Source organism: Salinibacterium sp. NG22 (genome assembly GCF_015864925.1).
In the GTDB taxonomy this organism is placed as follows: Bacteria; Actinomycetota; Actinomycetes; order Actinomycetales; family Microbacteriaceae; genus Rhodoglobus.
In genome coordinates, this window is sequence record NZ_JADYWG010000001.1 from 1,089,119 (window position 1) to 1,102,377 (window position 13,259).

Genomic DNA, 13,259 nt, shown 5'->3' on the forward strand with positions numbered 1-13,259 from the left:
TGCTTTCACTGGTGGGTGATTCGGTGCCCTTGCGCAAAGGGATTGGTCGGCATTCAGAAACCGTGGTGTTGTCTCGCGGCGCAGTACTGTCGTGCAGCATTGTGCCCGGACAGAAGAAAAGCCGAGCCACAGAGAACGCCTCACGACGCAGGGCCGCTCTAAGCGGCTAATTTTGGAGCCCGGGGTTACTGTGGCCCGGCGAAGAAAAGTGTAGCAAAGGGCTTCCTGTGCGCACGCTCCGAATGCGCTCCTGTGAGCAGACGCCCTTTGTTTCCGGTTTGTGCGGATTTCGTGACAAATATATTGCAATGCCGATGTTTTCGACACTTTTTAATGATTTTCCTGCGCATATGTGCAAATATCAGTCAGCCCTACAGCGCAGCGGGGCGTCCGGTGCACGTCACGAATGCTAGGAGAACTTGTCATGAAGTCCAAGCCTTTACCTGCTGATCCGATCATCCGCGAGCTGGTCCGCAAGGCCCAGAGCGCCACCATGAATCGACGTGCGTTGCTGACTGGTGCCGCTGCAGGCGCGACCGGGCTTGCACTCTCTGCCTGCTCGACCGGCCCTGCTGAATTGACCGCAGCCCCAGACACCAGCGCCACCGACAAGCTCGTCCGTTGGGACAACTGGGCGCTGTATGTCGACGTCGATGATGCGGGCAACTACCCCACCATCGACGCCTTCGAAGCTCAGACCGGCATCACGGTCGAATACACCGAAGCTGTTGACGACAACAACACCTACTACGCCAAGGTCAAAGACCAGCTCTCGCTCGGCAAAGATATTGGTGCCGACGTCGTTTGCCTCACGGACTGGATGGCCACTCGCCTCATCCGCTTTGGCTACGCGCAGAAGCTTGATCGCAGCAAGATGCCGAACGTCGACAACCTGTTGCCGTCGCTGCAGAACGTCGACTTTGACCCGGGTCGCGAGTTGAGCATCCCGTGGCAGGGCGGCTTCGCGGGCATTTGCTGGAACAAGGAACTGCTGCCCGGTGGAATCGAATCCGTTCAGGATCTCTGGAAGGCCGATCTTAAGGGTCGCGTCGGTGTGCTCTCTGAAATGCGCGACACTATGGGCCTGATCATGCTCGCTCAGGGCGTCGATATCGCTGGGGACTGGGGCGACGACGAGTTCAACGCAGCGATCGACGAGTTCTCGAAGCAAGTCGCCGATGGCCAGATTCGCAACATCAAGGGCAACTCCTACAAGGAGGACCTTGTGAACGGCGACACCGTTGCTGCGATTGTGTGGTCGGGTGACATCGTGCAGCTGAACGCCGAAAACGGTAACAAGTGGGAGTTCATCGTTCCCGACGATGGCGGAACTCTGTGGAACGACAACTTCATGGTGCCGATTGGCAGTGGCGCGAAGTCGAACGTGGAAGAAATGATCAACTACTACTACGACCCCGAGGTCGCTGCCGAGGTAGCCGCCTACGTGAACTACATCACTCCGGTCAGCGGAGCCCAAGAGGCCGCCGCCGCCATCGATCCTGAGCTCGCCAACAACAAACTGATTTTTCCCGACGACGAGATGCTGTCGAAAGCGTTCGTGTTCCGTGAGCTCGACAGCTCTGAGGAACAGAAGTACAACACCGCTTTCCAGAGCGTCGTGCTCGGGGCAGCTTAATGACAACAGACACGTTCGCGGAGAGTGGCGCCGACCTGGAGTTGGTGGGGATTCACAAACGCTTCCCCGGCTTCACTGCGATTGAGGAGCTCAATCTCACGATCCCCGCAGGGTCATTCTTTGCACTGCTCGGGCCGTCTGGCTGCGGCAAGACAACGACGCTGCGACTCGTCGCTGGCCTTGAGGCTCCCACCGCCGGGCGGATCCTGGTCGGCGGCACCGATGTGACCAACCAGAAGTCGTTCCAACGCCCCGTCAACACGGTGTTTCAGAGCTACGCCCTTTTCCCGCACATGACCGTACTCGAGAATGTCGCTTTTGGGTTGCGTCGCCGCAAGATGGCCGACCCGCTGGGCAAAGCGCACGAAGTGCTGCGACTGGTGGAACTTGACCACCTCGCTAGCCGGCGACCTCAGCAACTCTCCGGAGGGCAGCAGCAGCGCGTTGCACTGGCACGCGCCATCGTCAATCGGCCAGCACTGCTTTTGCTCGATGAACCGCTGGGAGCACTCGACCTCAAGTTGCGTCGCCAAATGCAGCTTGAGCTCAAAACCATCCAAGAGGATGTCGGTCTCACCTTCCTGCACGTGACTCACGATCAGGAAGAGGCCATGACTATGGCCGACACGATCGCCGTGATGAACAAGGGCCGCATCGAGCAGATGGGCGCCCCCCAAGAGCTCTACGAATTGCCCAGGACATCGTTTGTGGCGAACTTCCTGGGGCAGTCCAATCTGTTCACCGGCCCCGTTGTGAGCACGACAAGCGCGGGTGTGGCAGTGGATGTCGCGGGTCACAAGATTGTGGTCCCCGCCGCCCGAGCCCACCGCACAACCGGTGAAATCACGATCGGCGTGCGCCCCGAGAAGTTGACCTTGCACTCCGCAAAGCCCACCCATGACGCTGACGTCAACGTGATGGGCCCCGGCCGCGTCACGGATGTCTCGTTCAGCGGCGTGAGCACGCAGTATTTGGTCGAGGTCCCCGGCGCAGGCACGCTCATTGTGTTCGCGCAAAACATGACCTTCGGCTCTGACGTCAAGTTCGGAGATGAAGTGTGGGTCAGCTGGGGCGTTGGCCACGGTTTTGGCCTTGACGACGATCCTGCGGATGCTCCGCGGTTCGAGGCTGACTTCGACACTCGCTCGATTGCCGCGCAGCGCCACCTCGAGGGTGCGTAGCGATGGCTTTCGCGGCTTTCTCTACGACAGCTGCTCCGACTTCTTCTGACAGCATCAAGAAGAAGAGCCCGGTGGCGCTCCTGTTACTCCTGCCCGGCATCCTGTACCTCGTTCTCTTTTTTCTCGCTCCCCTGGTGTCGCTGCTGCTGACGTCGTTCAAGGTGCCGGCAGAGTTCGGAGACATTGGAGAGTTCAGCTACGCGTTCCGTTGGGAAAACTACACAGACGTCATCAGCGCGTACTGGCCCCACATTCTTCGCTCATTCGGCTACGCGATCACGGCCACGTTCTTTGCTCTGATCATTAGTTACCCCTTGGCGTATTTCATCGGGGTCAAAGCTCGTCGTTGGCCGCTGCTGCAGAGCCTCGCCCTGGTAATGGTCGTCGCGCCGTTCTTCATCAGCTTTCTGCTGCGCACGCTGGCGTGGAAGCAGATCTTCTCGGATGAGTCATTCCTGGTGACCTCGCTCAAAGCAATGTCGCTGCTTGCCCCGGATGCCCACGTCACGGGAACCGCCTTCTCGGTGATCTTCGGCCTCACCTACAACTTCATCCCGTTCATGACGCTGCCGTTGTACACGACTCTGGAACGGCTCGACGTGCGCTACCTCGAAGCCGGTAGCGACCTTTATGCCAGCCCCTTCCACGTTTTCCGCAAGGTAACCATCCCGCTTTCCATGCCGGGCATCGTGGCAGGAACCCTGCTCACGTTCATTCCTGCGGCGGGTGACTACATCAATGCGAGCCGAGAGTTTCTCGGTGGCACCGGAACCCAAATGATGGGCAATGTGATCGAGGCGAACTTTCTTGTGCTGCAAAACTTTCCGGCGGGAGCAGCTCTCTCCATCATTCTGATGTCAGCAATTCTCGTGATGGTGAGTTTCTATGTGAAGAAGTCGGGAACGGAGGACCTGCTGTGAAACACTCCATCAGCAAATGGGTTTTGCCCGCGTACAGCGCCCTCGCGCTGCTGATCCTCATGATTCCGATCGGCTACACCTTCGTCTACAGCTTCAACGATTCTCTCAAGTCGAACATCACATGGCGCGGATTCACTTTCGACAAGTGGCTCAACGTCTGCAACGTGCAAAACGGCGCAGTCTGCGAGGCCTTCGGTAACAGCATCTTCATCGGTGTCGTGGCAACAGTGCTGGCGACCACCCTGGGCACCATGATCGCAATAGCGATGGTGCGCTATCGGTTCAAGTTCCGCTCGCAGCTGAGCCTGTTCCTGTTCCTCCCCATGGCCACCCCGGAAGTTGTGCTGGGGGCTGGACTCGCTGCCCAGTTTCTGTCGATCGGTGTTCCGAAGGACATGCTGACCATCATTTTGGCCCACACGATGTTCTGCATCAGCTTTGTGGTCGTCGCGGTAAAGGCCCGCGTTGCCAGCTTGGACCCGGCGCTCGAGGAAGCCGGCCGCGACCTCTACGGCTCAGCGCTTCAGGTGTTTCTGCGCATCACGTTCCCGCTGTTGCTCCCCGGTATTCTCGCCGCAGCCCTGCTGTCGTTCGCGCTGTCATTCGACGACTTCATCATCACCAACTTCAACTCGGGCGCTGTGTCGACCTTCCCCAAGTACATCTGGGTATCGGCGGCGCGAGGAATCCCTGCTGAAGCGAACGTTCTCGCTTCGGCAGTGTTCATCTTTGCGCTGATCATCGTCGTCACCGTGCAGGTATCGGGCGCGGCCCGAGCGAAACGGCTCGAGAAGCTGCACCAGGCCGGAGTGAACTAGTCGAGCGAACCTGCGCGGAATAGTTTCGCGCAGGCCGTGAACTCTTGGGCGGTGAGCGAGTAGCGAGCGGCTCGAGTGGTGAGCTCACTCGCACGTTCGGGATTGAGGAGTTCCTGATCATCCGCAACGCTCGTCGCCCCTGAAGCCAAAATTCGACTGAAGGATGCCGCCCGATCGAGGGCGACCCCAAAGTCGCCGTGGAAGAGCCCACGCAAAATCTGGTCAGCAAGCTCCTTGATCTCGTGGGGCCCGGTCGGATTCACGGCACCGGTCACGGCGGCATCGATAGTGGGAAGAGTGTCGATGCCCCGCTGGAAGAGAAGGCTCGTGCCCACCGCATCCTGCTGGATGACAGCACGCAGCAGATAGATGCGCCAAAGTGCGCCCGGAAGGCTGCTGGCGCTCGATCGCGACCAGAGTTCGGCGAGCGCATCAATGCCGTGCTTGTCGGTGTACGCAACGATGCGGTCGACTACGGCAGGGTCATCCGAATTGCGGGCACCATCGATGAGTGCATGGGCCGTGTCATGGGCCGCGCGCATTATTTGGGCTGGATCTTGACCGCCTTCGAATGTGTCAAACTTATCTCCAGAGTATTGAGTGGGCTTATGGAAGTTATCTGCCATAAGTTCACGGTACGCTTAACGTGTAGGGCTTGTAGCTCAGTTGGTAGAGCATCGGACTTTTAATCCGCGGGTCCCGGGTTCGAGTCCCGGCGGGCCCACATTTTTCTTCGCCTTCGAAGTAGCTGATTGCGGTTCTTCTCCGGCTTGCGGTTGTTTTCCGCATTCAGGAGCGTGCCGCGATTAGGCTCCTCACCATGGAGTTATGGGACGCTGGCGGAACGAACTATCTCAGCATCGAGCCCATGGCGTACCAGTTTGAGGATGTACGGGTCGATCCCTACGACGCCAACTGGCTGTTGATCGACGGGCGTGCGCGCTGCGGCACCGAAGAGTGGAACTTTCTCGAGCCATGCTTGCTCGTCGAGGAAGCGCTCAACTTGGGCACGTGGCTGACGCGCGCCGCCCGCGGACTTGTTGAGCCAATAGAGCTGAGCGGGGCGGGCGCGCTGCAGCCCACCATTTCTCACGTCGAACCGAACCTCGGATTTGGTCTCGTGAGTTGGGATCCCTCTGCCGTCGTGCTCCGCGTGTTCCTCTGGCTTGAGTCACAACCGCCGAGCGTGACGAGCGAGATGGAATTCTTCATGGACCTCACGATCGCGCCGAGTGACCTCAAGCAGGCGGTCGCGGCGTGGGAGACGGAACTCGCCGAGTTCCCCCTGCGCGGCTAGGACGCTCACCGCGAGTGCTGCCGAGGCACTGCTAACGTCGCGCTCAACGCGCCCCTATGTGGGGACAGCGCGGTAGCATCCAGACCCGTAGCATTTCATTGTGAGGTTCACTCACCCCGTGTTCGCGTCCCGGTGAGGAACCACATGACATCCAGCGGCCCCCGCACTCTGCTCGCAGATTCTTTGGCGGAATTGGATGTTGTGCTGCGTCACGACATTCTCGACTACGTCTTCGACGGCAGCAATCAGGATTATCCGTCGCGGCTCAGCAAGAACGACCGTGCCGCGTTTTCCAGCATCGACACCCTTACCCGCACGGACTTCTACCTTCAGCTGGAGTCCATTGAGCGAGCCAACGATGAGACTCTCGTGCGGTGGGGTCGTTTTCTCTCGGCGGCACGAGTCGAGCCCCTCAGCACTCCTGGCACGATGCCCAACTCTGTGTGGGCGCTCCTCATGGATGCCTTGTCTGCTTTCAGCCGCAACGGACGGCGGAGGTTTGCCGACATTCCGTTCACGTCGATAACGGCTGGAAGAATCGCCGCGCTCATGCGACTTGAGCAGGTGAACGAGAATGATCTCCCCCGAACGTTGATCGCCGAACTAATCGGCACTGCAGACGATTACGCTCGCTATCGAGCCACCGGACTTCGAGCGATTCCCGGCATGGCTGAATTTCTCGTCACGAACGCCGACGCGCTTGAAGACTTGCTCCCCAAATTCACGTACGGAGCGCTCTTCGAGTTAGTCAGAATCGCCGCGAGCCATCCCCCGCTCGCAGAGATGCATGGGGAGCTCATCGCGGCCCTCGCCATTCACGGCGATAAGAAATTGCGGATGCCTGCACTGGCCGTTCTCCGCGGAATCGCCCCTGCCCGCCAACTCGCCGTTCTGGAAACTCTTCTCGAAACGGGGTCTGCAGCCCATCGCGAAAGGGTCATCTACGCACTGGAGAACGTGCCAGATATCCCGGCTGCCATCGGTGTACTTGAGCGCGCGCTGGCACGAGGCACGAAGGGCACCGTAGAGATCGATCGGGCGATTCAACGCCTCGCCATTTACGAGCTGTATGGAGCCCCGGAGCACATTGAGGTACCCGCGATGGTGCCACTCGCCGAGAATGTGCTCGACGACGCCGCTGTCGAATCGATACGCACGGCTGTCACTGACTACCGCGCACGACAGAGCCGCCTGGTCGAATCGGCGAAGAAAGAACGAGAAGATTTTCTCAAAGAACACCCGGGCAATGACGCGGGCGATTTGGTTAAGTCCTATGAGCAGCACGTCGTTGAGGCAGACGCGACGCTGAAAGCGCTACCCCAAATCATCGACTACCTTTCCTACGGCGGCGAGGCACCCGAGCGCACTCTTTTGTACCCGCTGCATCACGTGAGCCATCGCCTCGTGGGCTTCGCCCCCATCAACTGGGTACGGCAATCGGGAACCTCCTACTGGGGACGTGGAGCTAGCGATAGCGATCGGGAGATCGACGCTCGTTCGATCGCACACGCGCTCATCCAATCGGGGTCGACGGTCGACAGTGCCAACATTCATATCTTCGGATCAGCGCTCACCGACTATTTCAGCGGACCATCGCTGCTGCCGTCCCAACTTGTGGGCTTCATGGCGGAGAATCCCCACCTATTTGATGTTGTCCTGGGTCTTGAGTTCGGTGAGATCGAAGGCCACTGGTCCGGCAATGATTTGCGCGCCGATGTGCTTCCGATTCTGGAAGCATCTCCCCGTCTCGCTGCGCGCTACTTACCCCTTGTCACTGACCTCGCAATCGGCACTGCAAAGTCGAATCGCGCAGCGGCTCAGCGGGTGCTGGAGAAGCACGGCCTGGCGGAGCGCATCGCCGAGGAGTCTCTCCGCGTCGGCAACACCGAAATTCGCACCGCAGCAGTGGTCTGGGTGGGATCGCTCGGCGGCGACTGGGCGGTTGATGCACTCGCTCAGCAACTCGAACAAGAAAAAGTCCCGACAGTTCGCGCAACGATCATCGCCGCGCTTGAGCGACTAGGGCGAAACATCGGTGTTTATCTGCAGCCATCTGCTCTTGCGTCCGAGGCAGCCAAGGGACTCGCTAAGGGCCTGCCCAAGGAGATGGAGTGGTTTCCCTTCGCCGACCTGCCGACGGCCGCCTACGCGGACGGCGTTGAGGTGCCCTCCGACGTTCTGCGCTGGTGGATCGTTCTCGGCTTCACGCTGAAAGACCCTGCAGGTGCTGGCCTGCTGCCGCTATACCTGCGTACGCTCACTGCGGCGAGCGCCAGTGCACTCGGCCGCTTCGTGCTGACGACGTGGATCGCACGCGACGCGACGAAAGACGACGCCGTCTCCATGGAGAAAGCGTTCACAGCTGCTATCCGCTATTCAGGCATCGTGAAGGCACTCGCTCTAGATGATCCGGAAATTACGCGCGAAACTCTGCTGTTCTTTGACATCGTGGATGCAGATTTGCCACCGGAGTTTTCTCTCGCGAACTCAAGAGAGTTGGACTATTTCGAGCGGGAACGTTTGCGGGAATATGGCAAGGTGCCAACCGCGACAGCACACCGCGGCATCCTCTCCCTCTGCAGCCACGTTCCAGGCGCCGAGCTTGCCGAAATCGTGCGGCAGTACATGAGACGAAAGCATTTGAAGCGGGCGCAGATCGACGCACTCCTCGTGGTCTTGTCGCTCTCGGGCGATCCAGAACCGACCCAGCTCCTCGTCGCGACGGCACGGCGGTATCGCACCGCCGGCATCCAAAAGCGGGCTGGCGAGCTTGTCGATGCGATTGCCGAGGCGCGAGGGTGGTCGACAGACGAGCTTGCCGATCGGATGATCCCGACTGCCGGTCTCGACAGCTCACGTTCGTTCGCGCTCGACTATGGGCCGCGCTCGTTTATGGCGCGCTTCGGCACCTCTCTCAAACTCAGTCTCGAAACCGCTGAGGGCGAACTGATCAAGGCACTCCCCGCCCCGCGCAAGGCTGACGAATCTGCTGCGGCAGCGAAAACCCACTGGGCCACCAATAGGAAGGAACTCACCGCGGTCGTCACTACCCAACGCCGGCGGCTTTACGACGCGATGTGCGTACGACGAGAGTGGACTGGCGCTGAGTGGCGCGAGCGGATGCTCGAGCATCCGATCATGGGCGTTCTCGTTGCGGCGTTGGTCTGGCACGTCGATGGCATCACAGTTCGCCCTGATCTCGACGGCACCCTACGAACCGTCGATGGCTCTCCTGTCGAAGTGACCTCGGATGCCCGCGTGAGCGTTGCGCACCCGACAACGCTCGACACCTCCGTGATTGAAGCCTGGCGCGCGAATGCAGCCCCCTTGGCTCTTGGCTTTGACCAATTTGGCGCAACCCCGATTGCCATCACAGGAACGGAGTCACGGCGCGACAACCTCGACGGGACGGAGAGTGAATCGTTCCGACTCCGCTCGCGAGCGAAAGCGAGGGAATGGAACCGCGGGGAGACGGGCGACGACGTGAGCTTCTTCGAATACGTGAAGCGGTTCGATACCGTCGGGTTGGAAGGCGTGCTGTCGTTTTCGGGAAGCAGCTTGCCGGAAACGAACATCCCTATCGAACTCGGGGCGCTCACCATTCGCCGGATCACACCGCGCGGCAGCGGTGGCGCAGCACAATTCTCGGAGCTGCCACCCGCGTTACTCGCGGAACTCGTGGCCGACTACGAGTTCTTCGGGGCCGTGTAAGTGAGACGAGGCCTCGAGAACTAGCGTTGTTCGCGGCCAACTCATGCTTTTCGTTCGCGCCGCAGCACAGCTGGCGGGGCTAGGCCCGACCCGCCACTACTCGGGCTGCGACCAGAGCGAGCCCGGCGAGCACGAGCGCAAGCGCAAGCCACATCAGCTGTCCGGCTGCGCCCGCATCTGATCCCGTGTAAGCAAGCCCCGCAGCCGCAGTGGTCGCGGCAGGGATCACATTAATCGTCGTCGACCCGGAGATCGCCCCGAGCGTCACCGTCAGCGTGTGGGGGCTGGCATGGGGGAAGGTCACAGTGAGGCTGTCGATAACATCAGTCGCAACACTGCTCGTCACCACTGCTGCAGAAGCGTCGACCATAACGGGGTTTCCGTACGCGTCGAAACCAGCGATCGTGAGGGTGACGGAACCGTCTTGATCAACGTCGGCTACTGAAGGAGTAACGGTGAGCGCGCCGAACTCCGCCGCTTCAACGCTCAGCTCAGTCGAGACAGCGAAGGTGCCATATCGGGCCGTGATCGTGCGCGTTCCCGCCTCGGTAGCGGTGATCACGTTCCCGCTGATCACGTCGCTCGTGTTGGAGGAAACGAAAGTCGCCGCTGCCGTCTGCTCGGTTCCCGAAGCATCCAGAGTGAAACTGCGCGAATCTCCTGCGGTCAACGCGGCGAGCAGTGGGGCCATTGTGAGAACAGGGTCAACCCACTGTGCGTACACAACGAGATCTCCGGATGCGTCAGCGAGCGTTGAGAGGGCGGTTGAGGTCGTGACGGTCACCCCCGATCCATCAGGAGCAGTGTTCCATCCCGAGACCACGAGTTGCCCGTTGCTCACAGCAGGAAACTCTTCCCCGGCAGCGGCCAGTGTCGGCGCATACGCGGTGAGAACTGTGGTTGCAGGCGCCGCGGGGGCCAGAGCGTTCACATCAGCAATGATCCGGTAAGAATTGCCAGAGATCATGTCGCCGACGTTCGTGACGAGAGTCGATGGCCGAATGATCGCATTATTGGTCACGGCGGCGGTGACCCTCAGCGTTCCCGCGGGATCAACTTCGATAGTCCCCTCATTGCGCAGTGGCTGTCGAATTTCTGACCGCCCCTGAAAACGTACGGTGCCGCTGTCAAATACCGCTGTCTGCTCGATGACCGCATTGATGAGGGTTGAGTTCTGTACGGTCAGCACGTTCGGGCCAGTCTCGCCGAATCGATCCTGGCTTCCAATTCCTTCAGAAACCTCAACCACACTTCCGGTGATCGACACGGTGGAGCTTTGCGAGAACGCCCCGCCTCCAATTCCCGACGCAGAGGATCCTCCTCTGGCGTAAACGTCGCTGCCAACGATCACAATGCTTCCCGGTTCCACAATGGTGGTCGATGCACACACGAGCACCGCTGAGGTGTTCCAGCCGCCAATGGCGGCGTCGCAGAAGGTTCCATACGCATGAACAGTGAGGCCGCTAATCGTGAGCGTACTGCCCTCGCGCACACCTAATCCGGGTGCCGCATTAAGGTCACCGTCGCGCTCGTCGGCCGAGTTGCCGCCATAGTCAATGCCTGCTGTCCACGATCCTGGGCCCTCGAGGGTGAGATCAGCCGCAGCCCGAACACGGACGCTCCCCACGGAGTACCCGTTGAGGTTGATCGTGAGTTCGTCGTCCACATCGAGCAGAACGTCAACGTCGAGGATGTCAGCGCCGATGTTGATAACGTCTGCGCCCACTTGAGTATTCGCGGCTGCAATCGCCGACTGCAATTCGGCTTCAGTCGTCACCGTTACTGGAGCAGCACTGGCGGGCAGCGCCACCCCGAGAGCGGGCACGAACAGCGCCAACGCGACAACAGCAGCAAAGCCGGTTCGCAGAGCAGAGAACGACGAACGGAATAAAGCGGTGGGGATCACGGTGCACATCTCGGGTAAAACAGCACCAACAACAGCAGAAAGCGGGAAACCACTCGCTGTCGTCACCGCACTGAAAGCAGACTTCGGGTTCACAGCAGCGTAACAACGTCAAACTCTTCGGGGCGGGAACTTAGACCACTTCAGCGCTTTCGATGGAGCCTGCGGAACGATCAAAAACCTGCCGTTAACGAAGTGAGGAATGAGACTGCGACGGCACCCGCCGCAATGGCTATAGCAAGCGACCACGCCAATCGAACTAGGTAGGCCTGATGATCCTTGCGCTCAAGTTCGGAAAAACGTTCACGGTAGGAGGGATCTATCGAGAGGTCTGCGGTCGGGTGCCACGTGCGCACCTCTGCCGCGGCATCGATAATTCGTGCGAGTTCGTCAGGGGCCAGGACAGCCCGGCGGCGCTTCAGCCAGCGGGGCAGCCGGCGGGCATCCATAATGCTGACGTCCTGTGGTCGCTGCCGAAAGGTGAACGATGCCGGCTCGACTATCGCCAAGACCGGGTGCACGCCGACAGGGATGCCTGTGGCCTTCGTCAGCAGTTTGGCCGCACGCTTGGCCTCGTGACGAGAGTTACGAAGGTGGTCCGTTTTCTGGCCGGCAACCATGAGCATGCGCTCACCGACCCAAATCTTCTTACCTCGGTGGCGCTTGGTGTTGATAGTGAATACACCGGCTGGGCCAATGACCACGTGGTCGATATCGCTGTCGCCCTTACCGACGGGAACTGCGTGGAGAACAGCCCACTCCGGGCCGAGTTGCAGAAGGAGGTCACCGACTTTGCGTTCGCCGATCGCCCCCGAGAACCAGCTTTGAGCATGCGGGTGCACGGGACGAAATCCAAAGAGCTGGTGAAGAACGTTCTGCGGCTCCATCGTTTCTTGAACCCGGAACAGCTCTTCAATGACCGCGTAAGCCGCGGGCCGCTCGATCAGATCGCCCGCCACCCGCGTCGGAGATACGGGCTGCACAACGTGAACTTCGTTAGTCATTCTTCCCCCACGAGCACTCCCCCGAGCGCCATCAAACCGAGGCTATCTCGTTTGCAGTTTGGGGCGCGGCCCCCAAGACGGGCGACGTCAACCTACCAACGCCAGCCTCGCCCCATTCCACGAGACATCGCGAAGATCGCGGATGATGACATCGGGAGCTCCCGGTGCAGAATCAGCACCCACCCCGACGACAAAGGCAACTCCAGCTGCGCGCGCAGCCGCGATCCCTGCCGGGGCATCCTCGAATACGACGCAGTCAGACGGGTGGAGGCCCAGGAGCTCAGCGCCGCGCAGGTAGGGGTCGGGTGCTGGCTTGCCGTGAGTCACATCGTCAGCGGTGACGAAGGACTCTGGCTGTTCGATCCCGGCAGCACCCAGGCGCAGAATTGCGAGGTCCCGCAACGCAGAGGTCACGACAGTCCATCGAACATGCGCATTTATGGATCTCACAAAAGCAGCTGCACCGGGGATTTCGTTCGTGGCGGATGCCGTCGCACGTTCCCGAGCGGTGAGATCCCGCACAGCGTCGTCGAACTGATCGGCGCGAACGAGATTCGCAACGGTGTCGCTCGCGCGCTGACCATGCACAATGTCCTCAGCGAAGTTGAAAGCTGGCGCCCATTGTCGCGCCCACGAATCCCAGGCTCGCCCCGCAGATTCCAAGGAGTCAACGAGAACCCCGTCGCAGTCGAACAAGATTCCTTTAGTGGCAATCTCCATAGCACTAGCCCCTTCGTGAAAATAAGGAAGTGCCCTAGGCACGATTGCCTAGGGCACTTCACTACTGTG

Annotated in this window: 10 protein-coding genes and 1 tRNA gene; 7 read left to right on the top strand and 4 right to left on the bottom strand. The window is 60.2% G+C overall.

Annotation, left to right across the window (positions count from 1 at the left end; genetic code table 11):
• Positions 1-424 precede the first annotated feature (424 nt).
• The 4 genes from I6E81_RS05355 to I6E81_RS05370 are packed head-to-tail and all read left to right on the top strand — an operon-like array spanning position 425 to position 4,555.
• Positions 425-1,636 (top strand): PotD/PotF family extracellular solute-binding protein, encoded by a 1,212-nt coding sequence (locus tag I6E81_RS05355; RefSeq protein WP_197106333.1) that lies wholly within the window; start codon positions 425-427, stop codon positions 1,634-1,636.
• Positions 1,636-2,817, top strand: a complete 1,182-nt coding sequence (locus I6E81_RS05360; protein ID WP_197106334.1) for an ABC transporter ATP-binding protein — start codon at positions 1,636-1,638, stop codon at positions 2,815-2,817. Before I6E81_RS05355 ends, I6E81_RS05360 begins: the two co-directional genes overlap by 1 nt.
• A gap of 2 nt (positions 2,818-2,819) precedes the next feature.
• Positions 2,820-3,737 carry an ABC transporter permease gene (locus I6E81_RS05365; RefSeq protein ID WP_197106335.1) on the top strand — a complete coding sequence of 306 codons (918 nt, stop codon included), beginning with the start codon at positions 2,820-2,822 and terminating at the stop codon, positions 3,735-3,737.
• Positions 3,734-4,555 carry an ABC transporter permease gene (locus I6E81_RS05370; RefSeq protein WP_197106336.1) on the top strand — a complete coding sequence of 274 codons (822 nt, stop codon included), beginning with the start codon at positions 3,734-3,736 and terminating at the stop codon, positions 4,553-4,555. Before I6E81_RS05365 ends, I6E81_RS05370 begins: the two co-directional genes overlap by 4 nt.
• Here I6E81_RS05370 and I6E81_RS05375 read toward each other — a convergent pair.
• Entirely contained in the window at positions 4,552-5,181 is a 630-nt protein-coding gene (locus I6E81_RS05375; protein ID WP_197106337.1) for a DNA-directed RNA polymerase subunit beta, read from the bottom strand. The genes I6E81_RS05370 and I6E81_RS05375 overlap by 4 nt on opposite strands.
• A gap of 25 nt (positions 5,182-5,206) precedes the next feature.
• On the opposite strand from I6E81_RS05375, the gene I6E81_RS05380 reads away from it, so the two are divergent.
• The 3 genes from I6E81_RS05380 to I6E81_RS05390 all read left to right on the top strand — a co-directional run bounded on the left by I6E81_RS05380 (position 5,207) and on the right by I6E81_RS05390 (position 9,563).
• Positions 5,207-5,279, top strand: a tRNA-Lys gene (locus I6E81_RS05380).
• Positions 5,280-5,375: 96 nt separating this feature from the next.
• Positions 5,376-5,852 (top strand): hypothetical protein, encoded by a 477-nt coding sequence (locus I6E81_RS05385; protein ID WP_197106338.1) that lies wholly within the window; start codon positions 5,376-5,378, stop codon positions 5,850-5,852.
• Between the two features lie 144 nt (positions 5,853-5,996).
• Positions 5,997-9,563 (top strand): DUF4132 domain-containing protein, encoded by a 3,567-nt coding sequence (locus I6E81_RS05390; protein WP_197106339.1) that lies wholly within the window; start codon positions 5,997-5,999, stop codon positions 9,561-9,563.
• Positions 9,564-9,642: 79 nt separating this feature from the next.
• Here I6E81_RS05390 and I6E81_RS05395 read toward each other — a convergent pair whose 3' ends face one another.
• The 3 genes from I6E81_RS05395 to I6E81_RS05405 all read right to left on the bottom strand — a co-directional run bounded on the left by I6E81_RS05395 (position 9,643) and on the right by I6E81_RS05405 (position 13,190).
• A complete protein-coding gene (locus I6E81_RS05395) occupies positions 9,643-11,562 on the bottom strand; it encodes a hypothetical protein (RefSeq protein WP_197106340.1) in 1,920 nt (639 codons plus the stop codon).
• Positions 11,563-11,639: 77 nt separating this feature from the next.
• The gene (locus I6E81_RS05400; RefSeq protein WP_197106341.1) at positions 11,640-12,470 is read right to left on the bottom strand and encodes a nuclease-related domain-containing protein; all 831 of its coding nucleotides are present in this window, start codon (positions 12,468-12,470) and stop codon (positions 11,640-11,642) included.
• 87 nt (positions 12,471-12,557) lie between these two features.
• Entirely contained in the window at positions 12,558-13,190 is a 633-nt protein-coding gene (locus I6E81_RS05405) for an HAD-IA family hydrolase (RefSeq protein ID WP_197106342.1), read from the bottom strand.
• Positions 13,191-13,259 lie beyond the last annotated feature (69 nt).

Bases quoted from the DNA above. Each gene is read 5' to 3' on its own strand.
- I6E81_RS05390 (WP_197106339.1), top strand. From the start codon at position 5,997: ATGACATCCAGCGGCCCCCGCACTCTGCTCGCAGATTCTTTGGCGGAA.
- I6E81_RS05365 (WP_197106335.1), top strand. From the start codon at position 2,820: ATGGCTTTCGCGGCTTTCTCTACGACAGCTGCTCCGACTTCTTCTGAC.
- I6E81_RS05400 (WP_197106341.1), bottom strand. From the start codon at position 12,470: ATGACTAACGAAGTTCACGTTGTGCAGCCCGTATCTCCGACGCGGGTG.
- I6E81_RS05360 (WP_197106334.1), top strand. From the start codon at position 1,636: ATGACAACAGACACGTTCGCGGAGAGTGGCGCCGACCTGGAGTTGGTG.
- I6E81_RS05385 (WP_197106338.1), top strand. From the start codon at position 5,376: ATGGAGTTATGGGACGCTGGCGGAACGAACTATCTCAGCATCGAGCCC.
- I6E81_RS05375 (WP_197106337.1), bottom strand. From the start codon at position 5,181: ATGGCAGATAACTTCCATAAGCCCACTCAATACTCTGGAGATAAGTTT.
- I6E81_RS05405 (WP_197106342.1), bottom strand. From the start codon at position 13,190: ATGGAGATTGCCACTAAAGGAATCTTGTTCGACTGCGACGGGGTTCTC.
- I6E81_RS05355 (WP_197106333.1), top strand. From the start codon at position 425: ATGAAGTCCAAGCCTTTACCTGCTGATCCGATCATCCGCGAGCTGGTC.